We start from the raw sequence: 19,236 nt of genomic DNA, 5'->3' as shown, positions 1-19,236 counted from the left end.
AAGACGATTAAGGTCCAAATAAATGGAAAACTAAAAATAGAACCAGGAAAAAACCAAATGAGAAAGAAAAAAAAAACGTCCCAAAAACTTGTTTTGAGACGGCCTCGTTTGTTTACTGTTTCTCCTTCTTTTTAGTTGGATCCAGAATGAGCACCAAAAATGCAAATACAATATAGAATCAACCTCTCTAAAAAGTAAAACATTAACAGACTAGATTCTAAATTCATACCAGAATAATTCTACTTTTTTTATCACCCAGTTTATTTTTTTCTAGGTAGTTTTTCAAGAATTACTATATTTGCACTCGCATTCAAATACGGGTGTAGCTCAGTTGGTAGAGCACTGGTCTCCAAAACCAGGTGTCGGGCGTTCGAGTCGCTCCTCCCGTGCAAACCTCGCTTAAAGCGGGGTTTTTTCTTTTAAAGACTTTTCTTAAATTCGGACAAACTTTTTTGAATATGGAAATCGATCTGTTTATCCCCTGTTTCATTGATCAAATATATCCTGACACGGCATTTAATGTAATTAAGCTTCTGAAAAAAGCGGGTGTAAAAGCTCATTACAATCCGGAACAAACATGCTGCGGACAGCCAGCATATAATAGTGGTTACTGGAAAGAAACAAAAAGTCTTGCCCATAAATTTGTCCAGGATTTTCCTGGAGATCGATTAATAGTAAGCCCCTCTGCCTCCTGTACCGGGTTTATTAAAAATTATTATTCTGATCTTTTCACCAAAGAAGATCTGGATTATGAAATTCATTTGAAACTAAAAGAAAGGCTTTTTGAGCTAACCGATTTTCTGGTTAATAAATTAAAATTCACCGATTTTGGAGCTACTTTCCCTCATAAAGTTTGTTATCATGATGCGTGTACGGCTTTACGAGAATATGGGATTAAAAAAGAGCCACGCGAATTACTTTCTAAAGTAAAAGGACTGGAATTAGTTGAAATGGAAGAGACCTCAACCTGTTGTGGTTTTGGTGGAACATTCTCAGCAAAATTTACAGCCATCTCATCTGCGATGACCGAACAAAAAGTTGAACACGCTTTAAATACAGGTGCCGAATTCATTATTTCTACAGAATCTTCGTGCATACTAAACATTGAAGCATACATCAAAAAAAATAATCTACCAATAAAACCGATTCACATCGCAGATATTCTTACCACTGGCTGGAATTAACTGCTGAAAAACATTTTTCCCTGAAAAATAGACTATTCGTACAAGAGAACTAAACTTGGCTTTTGTATTAAAGATTATTAACTATTTTGAGCCAAATTTCACACAACATTTCACTCTTTATTTCGTAGTAATTAATCCAATTGCACTGATAAACAGACAATCGTTTTATACGATTTCTCTGAGTACTTCTTATTGTATATGTCTAGCCATTTATGGTTATATCTAAAGATATAAATAGACAATTTTGATGGATAGTTTTATTTTGAATTTTAATTTTAGTCTAATGTCATTAGTATCTTCAAAAAAAAGAATACATATTCCCTCACATGTTCACAAACCTAATTATTTAAGGACAAAAAAGACAACAGTCTACGAGCCCAGCATGAATCAAAAAGGAATACATTGTGAAGGGGATCGGTTTGGCTATGTAGTAGATTGGGAAATTTATGAAAATGAGGATGAGCTTGAAGATGAGAGATAAATTATTTCAACTTTTCTACTAAAACCCCACTTAACAATTCTCTTCCGCTAAGCAACTAACCAAATTACTCCGGTTCAACCTTTTGGGGTTACATTAAGTTGTCACTTCGATTAATTTAATGGTATTAAATAGCTAAATAATTAATCGCTTTTTCAAATACGAACTACATGAAGATCCTCATGTTCGGATGGGAATTTCCTCCTAATATTTCGGGTGGTTTGGGAACTGCCTGCTATGGAATTACTAAAAGTTTATCTTCATATGATGATGTTGATATAACTTTCGTTGTACCGAAAGCACATGGAAACGAATTAACATCTAAAAATAAAATATTGGGAGCAAATCAAATTGATTTAATCAAAAGTAAAATCAATCAGGAAAAACTTCAATTTCCAAAACATTATCTCAATGTTGAGTCGGGTTTGGTCCCCTATGCCAATCCTGAATTATTCGAAGAAACTGTCATCAAATCTGTCGAAGAAATTGGAAAATCCACCACCCATACAAAAAGAAAAAGTATTGGGTTCAGTGGCAAGTATGGAGCAAATCTCTTTTCGGAGGTTCATAATTTCTCCATAATTGCAGAATATATCGCTGAGCAGTCTGAGTACGATGTTATTCATGCTCATGACTGGTTGACATTCCCTGCTGGGATTGCAGCCAAGAAAAAAACTAAAAAGCCCCTGGTTGTGCACGTCCATGCCACCGATTTTGACAGAAGTGGAGGTAAAGTAAATCCGAAAGTATTTGAAATTGAAAAGAATGGAATGGCTGAAGCAGATTGTATCATTACTGTAAGTGAACACACCAGGCAGATTGTGATCAATCATTATCACATTCCACCCACAAAAATTCATACGGTCCACAATGGGGTTGAACCATTCACAGATTCACAAAACCACTTGACTAAAAAAGCAAACAATGAAAAATTGGTAACCTATCTGGGTAGAATTACACTTCAAAAAGGCCCGGAATTTTTTGTGGAAGTAGCTAAATTGGTTCTGAAAAAAATGACATCTGTCCGATTTGTTATGGCTGGTTCCGGGGATTTAATGCACGACATCATTTCTCAGGTAGCCAAAGCTGGAATTGCTGACCATTTTCACTTCACCGGCTTCTTAAAGGGAGATGAAGTTTGCAAGCTTTTGAAACAGTCGGATATTTACATCATGCCTTCTGTATCAGAGCCTTTTGGGATTTCACCATTGGAAGCAATGCAACTCAATATCCCCACCATTATATCAAAACAATCAGGTGTTTCTGAACTAGTAACACATGTTATCAAAACTGATTTCTGGGATACTGAGGCGATGGCAGATGCAATTTATGGAATACTTACACGGCCCGCTCTCAAGAAAATGATTTCTGTTAAAGGAAAAACTGAAGTTAATAACATAAAATGGTCAAACTCAGCTGCTAAGATTCACGATATTTATAAACATTTGTCTGCATAAGTGATGAGAAACCTTTGTATTTATTGTAGCATCAACCTTCCCGTTATATTCAGGACATACAGATTTCTTGAAATAGGGACCAATCATGACTATTTAGATGAACAAAAAAACCATGCTATTTCAAAGGAGTTTCTTGTTTCTCAAATACTACCTGTACTAGAAATTTGTCAGAAAATGGCAGACTCAACGAAAAACAAGCATAAAATTTCATTCAATATCAATGGCCCCTCATTCCTTTTAATGAATCAATATGCAGCAAACTTTTTTCAAGTATTTAAAAAGCTTCTTTCAAACAGCAATATCGAATTTCTGGTTAGTCCGTATTCAACTCCAAGTTTGTATAAACAAAATTCTGTAGAACTAATTTCTCAATTAAATTATCAACAAAACATTTTAAACCAATATCTTCCGAAGGTCTCTTCCGCCTATATGGTTTCCAAGAAAAATGCAACAAGAAGAGTGCTGCGTGAAATTAATGAGTTTGGAATTAACCCGTTACTTTTCCACCTTCCAAACAAATTATCAGAACTCATCCGGACCAGGCAAAAAAAATACGAGCACCAATATTCAACCTTTAACGATCAAACTGCAGATAGAAAAATTACAAGAAAAAAAGAAACACTTGATTTTTTAATGCATGAATTGGATTCTCAACTCTCGGAAGATGGATCAAAAGAAAACGTGGAATTTTTGCGTATAAATATTCATTATCAACAAAATAGATTAGTGCAAGAGCAAGTTATTGAAAGACTTCGTAATACCTTTAATTTTATACGACGTTTTGATTCCGAAGTCACTTTCCTTCACCCGTCAGAATGTATAAATTCACCTTCATGGAAAGTTATTCAGGGAGACACATTCAATGAGAATGAAACAGTATCTTCTATGAATGAGATCCAAACAGAAACTTGTCAATATCTCTACTATTTAGCGGTTAAAATGAAATCCGTACAAGATGGCACATTATTAAGAGACTGGCAGTTAATTAGGGATGCAAGTCATTTATTCTATATGGACTCCCGGTTTTTTAATGATAATTTTGCCTCAAAACACTTCAATCCTTTTGCCAGTCCGTATACGGCATTTATTAACTATACCAACATTTTAGAGGATTTTACTTATCGTTTAGATAAAGCATTATAACGACTAAAACATTTGCATTTGGTGCAATTTACTGTAACGACCTTTTAGTGCAATTAACGCTTCATGAGTACCTTGCTCAACAATTTTTCCTTTGTGAAGCACACAGATCAAGTCAGCATTTTTAATAGTGGATAACCGGTGTGCAATAACCAAAGACGTGCGATTTTTCATAAGGTTCTCCAAGGCTTCCTGGACCAGTTTTTCTGATTCAGTATCCAAGGCTGAGGTAGCCTCGTCCAATATTAGAATTGGTGGATTTTTCAGGATTGCCCTTGCGATTGACAAACGCTGTTTCTGGCCTCCGGAAAGCTTATCGCCTCGGTCACCAATATTGGTTTGGTAACCCTTTTCATTTGCTACAATAAAATCATGCGCATTAGCAATCTTCGCAGCAGAAACCACTTGTTCTTCGGTTACTTCATCAACTCCAAAAGCAATATTGTTATAGAAAGTATCATTAAAAAGAATCGGTTCCTGGTTTACATTCCCCATCAGGTCCCTCAAATCATGAATTTTAATATCCCTGATGTCTACTCCATCAATTAAAATCTGCCCTTCGAAAACATCCCAAAAGCGTGGGAGCAAATCAACCATGGTTGTTTTTCCCGAACCGGACTGACCAACCAATGCAATCGTTCTGCCTTTCTCTACTTTTAAGTTGATATTTTTTAGCACCTTCTCTTTTTCGTATTGAAAAGTAACATCCCTAAATTCAATCTCTGTATTAAACGAGTTAACTGATTTTGCTCCCGATCTATCTTTAATCAAATTTTCAGCAGTTAGAATTTTATCAATTCGCCCCATTGATGCCAACCCTTTTTCAATGCTGTACAAAGCCGTCGAAAATGCTTTTGCCGGATTAATAATATTATAAAAGAAAATAAGGTATACGATAAACTCTTCAGGAGTCAATGAACCTTCACTGTTCAATATTAATGTTCCTCCATACCATAAAACAATTACAATAACCATTGTTCCAAGGAATTCGCTCATTGGATGAGCAAGAAAACGACGCCACATCAATCGGTTCATAATGTGATAATAGGATTCGTTTTCCTTCCCAAATCGATTGAATGATTTTTCTTCGGCATTGAAAGCTTTTATCACCCGTAACCCAGTAATGTCTTCTTCAGTAATTGAAAGGATATCGCCCATTTTATCCTGCCCCTTCAATGATGTTTTCTTGAGGTTCTTCCCAACTTTCCCAATTAAATATCCAGCAAATGGGAACATTACAAAAACAAAAATGGTAAGTTCCCAGCTCATATAAACCATTGCACCAACTGAAACAACAATAATGATTGGATTCTTAAAGAACATCTCCAACGAATTCATTATAGAATTTTCCACCTCCTGCACATCACCCGTCATTCGCGCGATGATATCACCTTTACGCTCCTCTGAGAAAAAACCAATTGGGAGTTCCAATATCTTCTTGTAGATTTTTGCACGAATGTCCCTTACAACACCATTTCTGACAAAAACCATGGTGAAGCTTGCCAGATAATAAAATCCAACTTTTAGCATCACCATAATAACAATAAAAAGACCGATGTAAATTAATGCATTCTGTTCCCCATATTTTTCGATTATTTGTGAAAAATAATATCCTGCATTATTGGTTAGGTAGTCAAGGCTATATTCAAAATCCATTTTAACATATTCTCTTGCTTCCTGCTTAAATAAAATTGTCAAAGCAGGACTTAGCAAGGCAAATGAAAATGCACTGAAAATTGTTCCTAGAATATTAAAAACAACGTTGAACCAGACAAACTTTTTGTACGGTGGTACAAATCTTTTAAGCAGTCCAAAAAGGTCTTTCATACAATTATTTTATGTAGAGAGGATATTAATTGAAAATCCCAGTATAATTTTGAGGAGTGATCTTTTTTAAGTCCTCTTTTAATTGGTCACTTATCTCCAACGTATCAATAAACTCATGTATTACTTCTCTACTCATCTTTTTGTTTGTGCGAGTCAGGTTTCTCAACGCCTCGTATGGATTCGGATAAGCCTCGCGACGCAAAACTGTTTGAATTGCTTCAGCAACCACCGCCCAGTTTTTCTCCAAATCAGCTTCAATGGCTTCTTTGTTAAGCAATAATTTTCCGAGCCCTCTCATTGTTGAACTAATTGCAATTAATGTATGTCCCAGAGGCATCCCAATAGTCCTTAGAACTGTAGAATCAGTTAAATCACGCTGCAAACGCGAAACTGGCAATTTTACAGAAAGGTGTTCTAATAAAGCATTTGCAATGCCAATGTTACCTTCTGAATTTTCAAAATCAATTGGATTTACTTTATGCGGCATGGCCGATGAACCAACCTCTCCAGCTTTAATCTTTTGTTTGAAATAATCCATGGAAATATAGGTCCACAAGTCACGATCCATATCCAGAATAATGGTATTGATCCTTTTCAGCGCATCAAAAATCGCTGCATGGTTGTCGTAGTTTGCGATTTGGGTGGTGTACTGAGCACGTTCCAACCCTAGATACTTTTTAAGGAAATGATTTCCGAAAGCTTTCCAGCTGATTTCCGGATATGCAATGTGATGCGCATTAAAATTACCAGTTGCACCACCAAATTTGGCATCACAAGATATTGCTTTCAATTGCTCCAACTGAATTTTTAGACGCTCAGCAAAAACCCTGATCTCTTTACCCAAATTAGTTGGAGAAGCAGGCTGTCCATGTGTTTTTGCCAGCATTGGAATACATTTCCACTCATCTGCTAACTCGTCCAAATTAGCAACTAAATCATTAATTGCAGGGTAGTATTCATTATCCAACGCATCGTGAATAGACTTTGGAACGGCAGTATTGTTAATATCCTGAGAAGTCAACCCAAAATGGATAAACTCTTTGAAATCCTGAATACCCAACTTGTCAAACTCTTCTTTTAGAAAATATTCTACAGCTTTAACATCGTGATTCGTCACTTTTTCAATGTCCTTTACTCGCTGTGCATCTTCAACCGAAAAGTTCTCAACCACTTTTCTTAGGTCTGCAAACAGGCCTTTATCAAAATCAGATAATTGAGGCAGGGGTAACTCACATAATGCAATAAAATATTCAACCTCAACCAACAACCTGTATTTTATCAAAGCATATTCGGAGAAATAGTTTTGAAGGTTCTCTACTTTTGATCGGTACCGACCATCAATCGGGGTAATAGCAGTCAATAAATTCAGTTCCATGTTTTAATTTTTTCGAAGGCACAAAGTTAGCATTTTTTGTAAACATAGCTTAGTGGTTGTAATCCTCAAGTGAACTCTTAATCGTGTCTTCACCTTAACTTTTTAACGATAACAAAAACAATGAATAACAAATCAAATTGGAACCTCTAAATTCCTTATCTTGTATAGAGTTATTTTCAACTGTATTTTTCAGTTTAAGCATAAAAAGTGATGAAAAAGTTATTTATTGTAATACTATCATTTATCTTTCTTCTATCTTGCAAAACAAACAGCAATATGCTCGACAAAACAACTGTTTCTAATCTCAATCTTGAAAAATACATGGGTACCTGGTATGAAATTGCCCGCTTCCAGCATTCGTTTGAAAAAGATTTAGTTGGAGTCACTGCTACCTATAAATTGCGAGAAGACGGGAAGATTGACGTAATCAATGCCGGCTACAAAAACACACTTGATGGCGAATACAAGCAAGCAAAAGGAAAAGCCAAGATTCCAGATAAGATTGAACCTGGAAAACTAAAAGTCTCCTTTTTTCTTTTTTTCTATGCTGAATATAATGTACTCGAATTGGATGAAAATTATCAATACGCCTTAATTGGAAGTTCGACGCCTGATTATTTATGGATATTAAGTAGGACACCTCAAATGAAAGATTCAACATATAATATGTTAGTTGAAGAAGCAAATACCAGAGGTTATGATACCAGTAAACTATTTAAAGTTCCTCAAAAATTGAAAGATTGACGAATGTTCGTCGAACCATGCCTATAATCGTACGCCATAACTGTTTCAAAACTTTTATTTTTTAAATATCGCAAACCTTTGTAACCACCAAAATTACTTAACTTTGAAAAGAGCAATCAAAACAAAAACTATGAAGTCAGTATTTTTAGCCATCCTTATATTTCTTGTGTCACTCTCTGTTGGATTTGCCCAAAATGCAGATACCACATCTACAAAAAAATTAGTTTACAAGCTAAATATTAAGGAAAATATTGCCCCAGCAATCTGGAGACAAACCAATCAGGCATTTGCGGAAGCAGACAGCCTGAATGCTGATTTGCTATTGATCCACATGAATACCTATGGCGGAACTGTTTTGGATGCAGATTCTATTCGAACCAAGATTATCAATAGTAAAATTCCGGTATATGTATTTATCGACAATAATGCTGCAAGTGCGGGTGCGCTGATTTCGATTGCCTGCGACAGTATATTTATGCGAAAAGGCGGTTCAATTGGGGCCGCAACTGTTGTGAATCAAACAGGGCAGAAAATGCCAGATAAATACCAATCATACATGCGTTCCATTATGCGGGCAACTGCTGAATCACATGGCGGAGACACCATAATTACTGCACAGGATACTACTTTCAAATGGTTTCGAGATCCCAAAATTGCTGAAGCCATGGTTGATGAAAGTGTTTATATTCCAGGGATAATTGATACTGGAAAAGTATTAACCTTCACTCCTTCTGAGGCTGTAAAATATGGTTTCTGTGAAGGAATTGCAGAAGATGTGCCTGAGGTTTTGGAACAAATTGGAATAAAAGATTATGAAATAACCGAATATAAACCAACTGGACTTGAGAAAATTATTGGCTTTTTAGTCAATCCATTTGTTTCGGGGATTCTTATCATGGCAATTTTAGGTGGAATTTATTTCGAAATGCAAACTCCGGGAATTGGTTTTCCACTTATAATAGCAATCATAGCTGCATTTGCGTATTTCGCTCCCCTGTATCTTGAAGGACTGGCCGCCAATTGGGAAATCCTTTTATTCCTTGTCGGTTTAATTCTTATTGCTGTTGAAATATTTGTTCTGCCAGGCTTTGGGGTGGCAGGTATTTTAGGTATAACTCTTAGTTTCACCGGATTGTTTTTAAGTCTCCTCAATAACATCAACTTCGATTTTGAAGGAGTGCATCCGGATCGGATCATGACTGCCTTAATGACTGTTATTGTTGCCCTTTTTGGTGGATTCACAATGAGCCTCATTGTCAGCAAATACATTTTCACTGCTGAATCGGGTGCATTTAAAAATTTATCACTTCATTCCGTACAAAAAATTGAAGAAGGATTTGTTGGAGTAGATACCAGCTCAAAAAATTTAGTGGGTAAAGAAGGAATTGCTTACACTGTTCTTCGTCCTTCAGGAAAAGTAAAAATTGAAGGAAAAATTTATGATGCAGTTGCTGAACTGGGAATGATAGACAAAGGAGATCCTGTGAAAGTTGTGAAAGCTGAGGCTGCTCAGGTATATGTAGAAAAACCATAAATATTAGGACTGGTGAGTGGGTAATTCAGAGTCACTCGCTCACTAATTCCAAACGCATCAAATCAATTTATTCAAATAACTGTATATTTGTATTCGTTTCCACTAAACTTTTTGGTGGAAATTTCATTTTATAAGATAAAGGGAAAGTGATGAAAGATTTTATTGTTAGTTATTGGAACGAGTTGATATACCTTCTCAATGAGATGGCTCCCTGGTTAATTCTGGGGTTAATCTTCGCTGGATTATTAAAAGTATTTTTTCCACAAGACAAAGTGCAGAAATACATGGGGAAATCCACCACAAAATCTGCAGTTAATGCATCTTTACTGGGGATACCAATGCCTTTATGCTCGTGTGGAGTGATTCCAACCGGTATTTCATTTTTTCGCAATGGAGCATCTAAAGGAGCAACAAATTCGTTTCTTATCTCAACACCACAAACAGGAGTGGATTCCATATTTGCGACCTATTCCATGCTTGGTTGGCCTTTTGCAGTATTACGACCAATCGTTGCATTTGTAACAGGCATCCTTGGAGGTATTTTAACCAACTGGCTGGTTAAAGACAAACCAATCAAAAAGCAAAAAGCGCAACCAGCATTCACCGGATTTGCTGTTGACATGGCTGCTGTTGGCCAAAACAATGGAAGCATTTTAACCTCAGCTCCTAAAAATCAAAACGAGAACACCTGTGACGATGATTCCTGCGGATGCCATGACAAAAAAGAGCCTGAAGGAAATGCTTTTGTAAAAGCTACACATTATGCTTTTATAGAACTTCTGCAAGATATTGCCAAATGGTTAATCATTGGCTTTTTAATTGCAGCACTAATTTCAGTTTTGCTACCCGATGACTTTTTCAGTTCATTTAAAGGTTGGGGAATCCTTGAGATTTTAGTTATTCTGGCAGCCTCTGTGCCAATTTATATTTGTGCCACTGGTTCAATTCCAATTGCTGCTGTTCTTTTATTAAAAGGAGTTTCACCTGGAGCAGCTCTTGTTTTCTTAATGGCGGGACCTGCTACAAACGTGGCGACTATGTCGGTTATTGGAAATACTATGGGGCGCAAATCTTTGTTTGTGTACCTGGGAACAATTATTGGAGGAGCCGTTATTTTTGGTTTGCTCACCAATTGGCTAATTCCAACCGACCTGATCATGAACCAGATTGTTCATATTCATGGAAATGGAGAACATGAAATGCTACCCAAATGGCTACAAATAGCATCTTCCATTTTATTGATCGGTTCGCTAATTCTCGGATACTTTTATGAACGTTTTGAGAAATCTAAGAAAATTGAACCAATCACTGCGAATTTAAAAACATTGAAAGTTGAAGGCATGACCTGTTCTCATTGTGAGGCTAGTGTTACCAAAAATTTATCGAATCTTAATGGAATTGAAGAGGTTTATGCTGATAAAAACACCGCTGAAGTAAAAATAAAAGGTACAAACCTTGATCTAAAAAAGATCGAAAAAGTAATCACTGAGATTGGATATCACTACAAAGGAGAGGCTTCATGAACTTGATTCAAATAGCTCTAATTACCCTAAGCGGACTGCCCATTGTTGCCACCTTCCTGTTAGCTTACCAACTAATGAGAAACGGGCAGGGAGCCATTGGGCGACCAACAATACACCCAATCCCCTTCTTTACCTCTAAATTTGGTATTGGCGTCATTATTTGTCTCATATTTTGGGTAAGCATAAATCCACAAGCAATGTTTCACTTTCCTTTTCTTATTCAGAATGAAATCATTGATGTACAAAAGCTATTGAGTCTTATTTTCTTACTAGGAGCCAACCTTTTACTTGTTCCCGCCTATGTGTCGCTTAGTATCTTTACTCGCGTAGGCCTGCCTGCTTCTGATCATGCACTAAACACAAGTGGAGTTTATCGTATTTCCAGAAATCCAATGTACACGAGCTTTTTCTTCTTCCATGTAGCCTGTTTTCTGCTTATTCCTAGCGTGCTATTACTGGGCATGATGTTATTCATCTCGATCACGCATCATTTCATTATTCTAAAAGAAGAGAATTTTCTTGAGAATACCTTTCGTTCCGAATATCTTACTTACAAGAAATCGACTGCCAGATATCTTTAATATAAAGTATACTTTTATCTTTCAAACTGCTTTTTACCCTCATCCAAAAAGTCAACAAAATTATCTGGATTTAAATCGTAAGCTTTGGGTTCAACCAGTAATTCACCGTTGTTATCGAGCAAGACATAATACGGTTGAGCATTTACTCCAAATCGGGTAATTTGAAAATCAGCATATTTCTTTCCCAATGTTTTCTTTAATTTACCATCGTATGAAGAAGTGATCCATTCACTTTCAGGCAACTTTGTCTTATCATCCACGTAGAGTGCAATAATCACAAAATCATTTTTCAAACGCTCCAGCACTCGTGGGTCAGACCAGACATTAGCTTCCATCTCCCGACAATTAACACAACCGTGTCCAGTAAAATCAATAAAGATTGGTTTATTCAACGCTTTTGCACATGCAAGTCCTTGTTCATAATCAAAGTAGCCTTCCAACCCATGAGGCAAATGCAAAAATTCGGAAAACTTTGGTTCTTCACATTGAGTATTTTCTTCATAAAAGCCAATCGTTCCACCTGTTGAACTCACTAACTTAACCTCATCCCTAATAATCTTATGCAGATCAAAATCATGAGTAGTTTGTGGTGGTAAATAACCAGCAATAGCTTTCAGTGGGGCACCAAACATACCGGGTATTAAGTACACGACAAATGCAAAAGTCAAAATCGAAAGCATTAAACGTGGAACTGAAACAAATTTCACATCACTGTCATGCGAGAATTTCAGTTTCCCCAATAAATAAAATCCTAATAAGATGAATATAACAATCCACAGGGCAAGGTAAACTTCACGATCCAAAATTCCCCAATGATAAGTTTGATCGGCAATACTCAGGAATTTTAGACCTAAAGCAAGTTCCAAAAATCCTAAAACAACCTTTACGGAATTTAGCCATCCTCCAGATTTTGGCAAATTACTCAACCACCCGGGAAACAATGCAAATAAGGTAAAAGGAAGGGCAAATGCCAGCGAAAAGCCAAACATACCGATAATTGGCTTCAACACCTGACCACCCGCAGACTCAACCAAAATAGCGCCAACAATTGGGCCAGTGCAGGAAAAAGACACCAACACTAAAGTTAGAGCCATAAAAAATGATCCCAAAAAACCACCTTTATCAACCTGCTTATCCGATTTATTGACCAACCAACTGGGCAAAACAATCTCGAACATCCCAAAAAATGAGAAAGCAAAAACAACGAAAATAATAAAGAACAAAGTATTTGGAAGCCAATGAGTACTTAACCAGTTAGCAGCATCTGGTCCAAATAATACGGCAACCAAAGTACCAACGATCGTATAAATTGCAATGATCGAAAAACCATAAAATGCAGCATGCAAACGGGATTTTAACTTTGACTCCCCACTATGCATAAAAAATGAAACCGTCATCGGAATCATTGGGAACACACATGGAGTTAGAATTGCTGCCAGCCCTGCCAAAAACGAGAAAAAAAGGAACAACCATAAAGTATCCATTGAACCCTCTTTCCCTTTATCTGTCATCAGTTTGGGCTCCACAGTATTTATCGATTCGACAGAACTCGTTTTCCCACTATTCAGCTTAAAAGAAAAATCAGCTTCAGTAGGCGGCAAACAGGTTTCATCGTTACAACACATAAATTCAACGAATCCATCTATTTCAATTGGTTGATCTGTTTTTAGTTTCACTTCCTGCGAGAAAGTGGCTTCATGACTAAAAAATCTTAAATCAAGCTGAAAGGTTTTATCAAATTCTTCGGTAGGTTGGGGCTCTTTTTTTAGTTCGCCAATGAACTCAAACTGAGTAGTGTCCGAATAGTTAATTGATGTTGGAATCGGGCCTCCATCAGGCAAACTCGTATCATATAAATGCCATCCTTCTTCGATTGTTGCATGAAATTGCAAAACCGCCTTTCCCCCATCTTGATTGAAATCAAAAGTCCACTTTACCGGCTCTAAAATTTGGGAATAAACTTGAACTGAAAATAGAATTAATAAGGCAAACAAAATATTCTTTCTCATTATCATTGATTTTTTGACGAATATAACAAAGATAAGTATGTTTTGATTGTCCAAAAAATGATAATAGAACAGGAATACTATTGAACAAAAGAGAGGAAAGCTTTCAAATATTTAAATATCAACATATTTCGATCGATTGAAAAGGAACCGAACAAATGTTAATAATTCTAAACAAAAAAAATCCCGAACAAACGTCCGGGACCTTTTTATAAAATAATTTCTTCCAGATTTTCATCAAAAAAGTGATACTCTAAAAAACTGAACGAGTTAGCACTTTCAATCTGTATACGTTTCATATACTTAAAAGCCCACTTCCTTTTTATAGAATTAATTCCTTTAGTAAGGTAAGCGGCAGTATACGGATGAACTTTTAATGTCAAACTTTTCTTATTCAGGTCTTTAAATATATAATTGACCTTACTGCTAAGTTCATCGGTAAAGAGAATAGTCGGCGTAACCTTTCCGGTGCCTTTGCATGACGGGCAAACCTCTGCCGTATCAACATGCTCTTCAGGTCTTACCCTTTGGCGGGTTATCTGCATCAAACAGAACTTACTCAATGGAAGTATGTTATGCTTGGTGCGATCAACACCCATCGCCTCTTTCATGCGTTCATAAACCTTCTGTCGGTTCTCGGCAGCATGCATATCGATAAAATCGATTACAATGATACCTCCCATGTCTCTTAACCTCAGTTGTCTTGCTATCTCTTCGGCAGCAGCCAAATTCACTTCAAGTGCATTTGTTTCCTGATCAACACCAGCTTTTGACCGGTTCCCGCTGTTCACATCAATTACGTGAAACGCTTCGGTATGTTCGATGATCAGATAGGCACCGTTTTTAAATGAGACTGTTTTGCCAAATGACGCTTTAATTTGTTTTTCTATCCCAAAATGTTCAAAAATGGGTTGTCCACCCTTGTAATTTTTTACAATCTTTTTCTTTTCGGGAGCGATCGTACCAAGGTACTCTGAAATTTCATCGGCAACAGTAGGATCATTTACGATAATACTGTTAAAATTCGGATTATAAATATCTCTCAACAAAGCGGAAGTTCTGTCCATCTCTCCAAGAATCAAAGCAGGGGCGACAGTTGATTTCTTTAATTTTTGGAAAATTGTTTCAAATTTGCCGACCAGCTTTTTCAATTCCTGGTCAAGTTCGGCAACCCTTTTTCCTTCGGCTACCGTCCGGACAATAACTCCGTATTTCTTTGGTTTGATGCTCTGAATTAGTTTCTTCAGCCTATTCTTTTCTTCGGTAGAACTAATTTTTTGTGAAACACTAATCTTTTCACTAAACGGCATCAACACTAAATTTCTTCCCGCAACTGAAAGCTCAGATGTTAATCTTGGTCCTTTGGTAGAGATGGGTTCTTTGGCGATTTGCACCAAAATATTCTGACCAGCTTTTAAAACATCGGTAATCTTTCCTTCTTTATCAATGTCTGATTCGGAGTGGATTTTTGACACTGAAGATATGCGGTTTTTCTTTGAACTGGCAATTTTCATAAACTTATTCAAAGTCGAAAATTGCGGTCCCATGTCGAGGTAATGCAAAAATGCATCTTTTTCAAATCCAACGTCGATGAAAGCAGCATTCAAGCTCGGCATTATTTTTTTTACTCTGGCTAAATAAATATCACCAACAGCAAATTTTGCTCCGCTTTTTTCCCTGGTAAGTTCAACTAAGCGTTTATTTTCCAATAAGGCAATAACAACTTCTGAGGGAGAGACGTCAATAATTAGATCGCTACTCACAACGTGATTTTAATTTTAATTTGCTTTAGTTTTAAATGATTCATAAAATAGATTAAACCTAAAGCGCAAAAGCACTTTAGGTTTAACCAATATTTTCTTTAATAGCTAATGCTATAAAAGACTAATAGACTACTTCTTCTTCTTATGACGGTTTTTACGTAATCTTTTCTTACGCTTGTGCGTAGCCATCTTATGTCTTTTTCTTTTCTTTCCGCTTGGCATAATATTATTTTTTAATTTGATCTTTTACCTGTGCAACGAAAGTCTTAGCTGGTTTGAAAGCAGGAATAAAGTGCTCAGGAATAATGATTGTTGTATTTTTTGAAATATTACGTGCAGTCTTCTCAGCTCTTTTTTTCACGATAAAACTTCCAAATCCACGTAAATATACATTTTTTCCTTCAGTTAATGAATCTTTCACTGTTTCCATGAAAGCTTCAACAGTTTTCTGAACAGTAACTTTTTCGATCCCTGTGTTCTTGCTAATTTCGTTAACAATATCTGCTTTAGTCATCTCTTAAAATATTTAGTTTTCAATAAATTATAAATTCTAACGAATCGGTGTGCAAAAATAAAAATTATTTAAAAACTATAAACACCTGAAATGAATTATTTTTACAATTCATTAAGATTTTAAAGCAGTTATGGGAAAAAACAGTGATTTTGCAAGAAAAATGATTCAATGGTACACTATTAACAAAAGGGAACTCCCATGGCGACAAACCTCTGACCCTTACTACATTTGGCTATCAGAAATCATCCTTCAACAAACACGAATTGAACAAGGTCTTTCATATTATTTACGATTTACAGAAAGGTATCCCGACGTGTTTAAATTTGCAAATGCACCCGAAGATGACATTTTAAAATTATGGCAAGGACTTGGATATTACAGTCGAGCCAGAAATATGCATACTGCTGCAAAGCGCATTTGCAAAGAGTTTTCGGGTAATTTCCCGAAATCATATAAAGAACTTTTATCATTAAAGGGTGTTGGTGAATACACAGCAGCCGCAATCGCATCCATCGCATTTAATCTTCCCCACGCTGTTGTGGATGGCAATGTGTATCGTGTTTTATCCCGAATATTCGGGATTTATGATCCAATTAATACATCATTAGGAAAAAAGACATTTCAAGAATTAGCAACAACCCTTTTAGACGAGAGACAAGCCGGAAATTACAATCAAGCAATTATGGAATTTGGAGCTTTGCATTGCAAACCACAGAATCCAAAATGCGAGGAATGTCCATTCATTGAAACCTGTCATGCATATAATAATAAAAGCATCAAAAATTTGCCCGTCAAGAAAGGAAAAACAAAAGTTGTTGACCGCTATTTTAATTACATCATTATTAAATATGACGATTTCACCTTTTTAAATAAAAGAAGTGAAGACGGAATTTGGAAAAATTTATTTGAATTTCCGCTTATTGAAACAGATGAACAAGTAGATTTAGACATCCTGATTCCAGATTTAGAGAAATTACTAGGGAATAATTCCGTACTGATTGAACACATTTCAAATTGGAACAAACATATTCTCAGCCATCAACGAATACATTACCGCTTCCTGACTTTACGGATTAACGAAGAAAAAAAGTTTACAGTAGATTTGATTAAGGTGAATAAAAAAGATATTTTTAAATTCGCAGTTCCAAAATTGATTGAAAGGGAACTTAACAATAATAACTGGTTTTTGTCCATTCATTTATAATACACTACTTTCAATCACTAATTAGGGGGTATTCATCAAAAAGTTAGCTGAACTATCGGTTAGCAAGGGAGAAATGTTGTAAATTTATTATTGTTTAATTTTAAAAAGTAACAATTATGTCAGTAAACAAAGTTTTATTAATCGGTAACGTTGGTCGTGATCCTGAAGTCAGACATCTTGACAAAGGAGTTGCCGTAGCAAATTTCCCCCTAGCCACCTCTGAAAGCTACACAGCAAAAAACGGAGAAAAAGTTACCACAACAGAGTGGCACAACATAGTTGTTTGGCGGGGACTCGCGGAAGTTGTTGAAAAATATGTCACCAAAGGCGACAAGCTTTATCTGGAAGGTAAAATCAGAACTCGCTCATGGGATGACAAAGATGGCAACAAACGCTACACCACTGAAATTTACGTAGATAATATGGAAATGCTAGGTGGAAAATCTCAATCCGGTGGTGATTCATCAAATCAGCAAGCTGCTGCTCAAAATGAACCCACAAAAAGTGTAAATGAACCTGATTATGAGCAATCGGAAGAAGATGATCTTCCATTTTAGTAATTAAAAAGTTAAATTAATTGGAAACAGATCCTTTACCGAGTTTATTATCGATCAGTTGGGACATACAATTTTATCCTGTCTCAACAACTGTATTATTCAGTTTACTTCTTATTATTCTATTGCTGATTACTTCAGCACTCATCTCTGGCTCTGAAGTAGCATTTTTCTCACTTAGTCCGAACGACCGTGATAGTTTGAGAAATAACAAGGACAAAAAAAGTCATCAGGTACTACATAATTTGAGCCACCCCGAAAAATTATTGGCCACTATCTTAGTGGCCAATAATTTCGTAAATGTTGGAATCGTAATATTATCAGCTTACACTACCAACATGCTAATTGATTTTAGCACGTCCCCCACCCTTGGATTTATTTTCAAGGTAGTTATTATTACATTTTTACTTTTACTTTTTGGAGAGATTGTCCCAAAGGTTTACGCAACCAGACACTCGTTGAAGTTTGCACGCCAAATGGCAATGCCTTTGAACGTTCTGGAACACATATTCAGACCGGTAAACTCAATTCTAATCTATTCGACATCCTTTGTCAATAAAAGAATTCAAAAACAATCTCAGAACATTTCAGTTGATGAATTATCTCAAGCTCTTGAACTTACATCTGACCATGAGATTTCAGAAGATAAAGAAATACTGGAAGGTATTGTAAAATTTGGTAATAAAAATGTCGTTGAAATCATGAGATCAAGAGTCGATGTAGTTGCTCTTGAATTGAAAGACTCCTTCAACAAGGTCATTAATACAATAAATGATTCGGGATATTCAAGAATACCTGTTTACTCTGAATCATTTGACAACATACGTGGAATTCTTTATATAAAAGATTTATTACCCCACTTGCATAAAACCGAAAAATTTAAATGGCAAACAATTATTCGCCCTCCGTTTTATGTGCCTGAAACCAAAAAAATTGATGATTTACTGGAAGAATTTCAGAAAAACAAGGTACACATGGCGATCGTTGTCGACGAGTATGGAGGCAGTTCAGGTATTGTAACCTTGGAAGATATTTTGGAGGAAATTGTTGGAGAAATTGTTGATGAATTTGACGAGGACGAAAACTATTTCACCAAAATAGCAGAAAATAAATTTCTGTTTGACGGCAAAATACTCTTACATGATTTTTATAAAATTACGGGGGTAGATGACCATGTTTTTGACGATTTTAAAGGGGATGCGGATACTCTTGCTGGTTTAATTCTAGAATTGAAAGGAGAAATTCCTGCCATCCATGAGAAAATAAATTGTGAAAATTTCGTTTTCTCTATTGAGGCGGTCGATAATCGCCGTATCAAAAAAATAAAGGTTGAGATCAATTAGTTTTAGGAG

Annotated in this window: 16 protein-coding genes and 1 tRNA gene; 12 read left to right on the top strand and 5 right to left on the bottom strand. The window is 36.1% G+C overall.

The features are described 5' to 3' along the window. The first annotated feature begins 316 nt into the window (after window positions 1-316). The 5 genes from ACUNWD_RS14260 to ACUNWD_RS14240 all read left to right on the top strand — a co-directional run bounded on the left by ACUNWD_RS14260 (window position 317) and on the right by ACUNWD_RS14240 (window position 4,262). Window positions 317-389, top strand: a tRNA-Trp gene (locus tag ACUNWD_RS14260). Between the two features lie 69 nt (window positions 390-458). Beyond that, entirely contained in the window at window positions 459-1,184 is a 726-nt protein-coding gene (locus ACUNWD_RS14255) for a (Fe-S)-binding protein (protein WP_445588499.1), read from the top strand. Window positions 1,185-1,467: 283 nt separating this feature from the next. Further along, the gene (locus tag ACUNWD_RS14250; protein WP_445588498.1) at window positions 1,468-1,665 is read left to right on the top strand and encodes a hypothetical protein; all 198 of its coding nucleotides are present in this window, start codon (window positions 1,468-1,470) and stop codon (window positions 1,663-1,665) included. Between the two features lie 167 nt (window positions 1,666-1,832). After that, window positions 1,833-3,119, top strand: a complete 1,287-nt coding sequence (locus tag ACUNWD_RS14245; protein WP_445588497.1) for a glycosyltransferase — start codon at window positions 1,833-1,835, stop codon at window positions 3,117-3,119. A 3-nt stretch (window positions 3,120-3,122) separates the two neighbouring features. Further along, window positions 3,123-4,262, top strand: coding sequence for a hypothetical protein (locus tag ACUNWD_RS14240; protein ID WP_445588496.1), 1,140 nt, complete (start codon window positions 3,123-3,125; stop codon window positions 4,260-4,262). Between the two features lie 3 nt (window positions 4,263-4,265). On the opposite strand, the gene ACUNWD_RS14235 is transcribed toward ACUNWD_RS14240, so the two are convergent. Continuing rightward, the gene (locus ACUNWD_RS14235; protein ID WP_445588495.1) at window positions 4,266-6,086 is read right to left on the bottom strand and encodes an ABC transporter ATP-binding protein; all 1,821 of its coding nucleotides are present in this window, start codon (window positions 6,084-6,086) and stop codon (window positions 4,266-4,268) included. A gap of 25 nt (window positions 6,087-6,111) precedes the next feature. Then, a complete protein-coding gene (purB, locus tag ACUNWD_RS14230; RefSeq protein ID WP_445588494.1) occupies window positions 6,112-7,461 on the bottom strand; it encodes an adenylosuccinate lyase in 1,350 nt (449 codons plus the stop codon). 276 nt (window positions 7,462-7,737) lie between these two features. Between purB and ACUNWD_RS14225 the strand changes: the two genes are divergently transcribed. From ACUNWD_RS14225 to ACUNWD_RS14210, 4 genes are all read left to right on the top strand, one after another. Then, entirely contained in the window at window positions 7,738-8,205 is a 468-nt protein-coding gene (locus ACUNWD_RS14225; RefSeq protein ID WP_445588493.1) for a lipocalin family protein, read from the top strand. A 130-nt stretch (window positions 8,206-8,335) separates the two neighbouring features. Next, window positions 8,336-9,739, top strand: coding sequence for an NfeD family protein (locus ACUNWD_RS14220; protein ID WP_445588492.1), 1,404 nt, complete (start codon window positions 8,336-8,338; stop codon window positions 9,737-9,739). Window positions 9,740-9,888: 149 nt separating this feature from the next. Then, window positions 9,889-11,262: an SO_0444 family Cu/Zn efflux transporter gene (locus ACUNWD_RS14215; RefSeq protein WP_445588491.1), complete on the top strand. Its 1,374-nt coding sequence runs from the start codon at window positions 9,889-9,891 to the stop codon at window positions 11,260-11,262. After that, window positions 11,259-11,843, top strand: a complete 585-nt coding sequence (locus tag ACUNWD_RS14210) for a methyltransferase family protein (RefSeq protein ID WP_445588490.1) — start codon at window positions 11,259-11,261, stop codon at window positions 11,841-11,843. The genes ACUNWD_RS14215 and ACUNWD_RS14210 overlap by 4 nt, the downstream gene beginning before the upstream one ends. A 14-nt stretch (window positions 11,844-11,857) precedes the next feature. Here ACUNWD_RS14210 and ACUNWD_RS14205 read toward each other — a convergent pair whose 3' ends face one another. The 3 genes from ACUNWD_RS14205 to ACUNWD_RS14195 form a co-directional block, all read right to left on the bottom strand. Continuing rightward, a complete protein-coding gene (locus ACUNWD_RS14205; protein WP_445588489.1) occupies window positions 11,858-13,852 on the bottom strand; it encodes a cytochrome c biogenesis protein CcdA in 1,995 nt (664 codons plus the stop codon). A 206-nt stretch (window positions 13,853-14,058) separates the two neighbouring features. Next, a complete protein-coding gene (locus ACUNWD_RS14200; protein ID WP_445588488.1) occupies window positions 14,059-15,612 on the bottom strand; it encodes an Rne/Rng family ribonuclease in 1,554 nt (517 codons plus the stop codon). A 226-nt stretch (window positions 15,613-15,838) separates the two neighbouring features. Beyond that, the gene (locus ACUNWD_RS14195) at window positions 15,839-16,126 is read right to left on the bottom strand and encodes an HU family DNA-binding protein (protein WP_445588487.1); all 288 of its coding nucleotides are present in this window, start codon (window positions 16,124-16,126) and stop codon (window positions 15,839-15,841) included. A 130-nt stretch (window positions 16,127-16,256) separates the two neighbouring features. Here ACUNWD_RS14195 and mutY point away from each other — a divergent pair, with 130 nt between their 5' ends. From mutY to gldE, 3 genes are all read left to right on the top strand, one after another. Further along, complete coding sequence (mutY, locus tag ACUNWD_RS14190) at window positions 16,257-17,330, top strand: A/G-specific adenine glycosylase (RefSeq protein ID WP_445588486.1); 1,074 nt, start codon at window positions 16,257-16,259, stop codon at window positions 17,328-17,330. Window positions 17,331-17,446: 116 nt separating this feature from the next. Next, window positions 17,447-17,887 carry a single-stranded DNA-binding protein gene (locus ACUNWD_RS14185; RefSeq protein ID WP_445588485.1) on the top strand — a complete coding sequence of 147 codons (441 nt, stop codon included), beginning with the start codon at window positions 17,447-17,449 and terminating at the stop codon, window positions 17,885-17,887. Between the two features lie 20 nt (window positions 17,888-17,907). Further along, window positions 17,908-19,227: a gliding motility-associated protein GldE gene (gldE, locus tag ACUNWD_RS14180; RefSeq protein ID WP_445588484.1), complete on the top strand. Its 1,320-nt coding sequence runs from the start codon at window positions 17,908-17,910 to the stop codon at window positions 19,225-19,227. Window positions 19,228-19,236 lie beyond the last annotated feature (9 nt).

It is taken from the genome of Sunxiuqinia sp. A32 (assembly GCF_052690465.1).
Note: the sequence above shows the minus strand (reverse complement) of the source record. Positions and strands in the feature narration are given on the sequence as shown.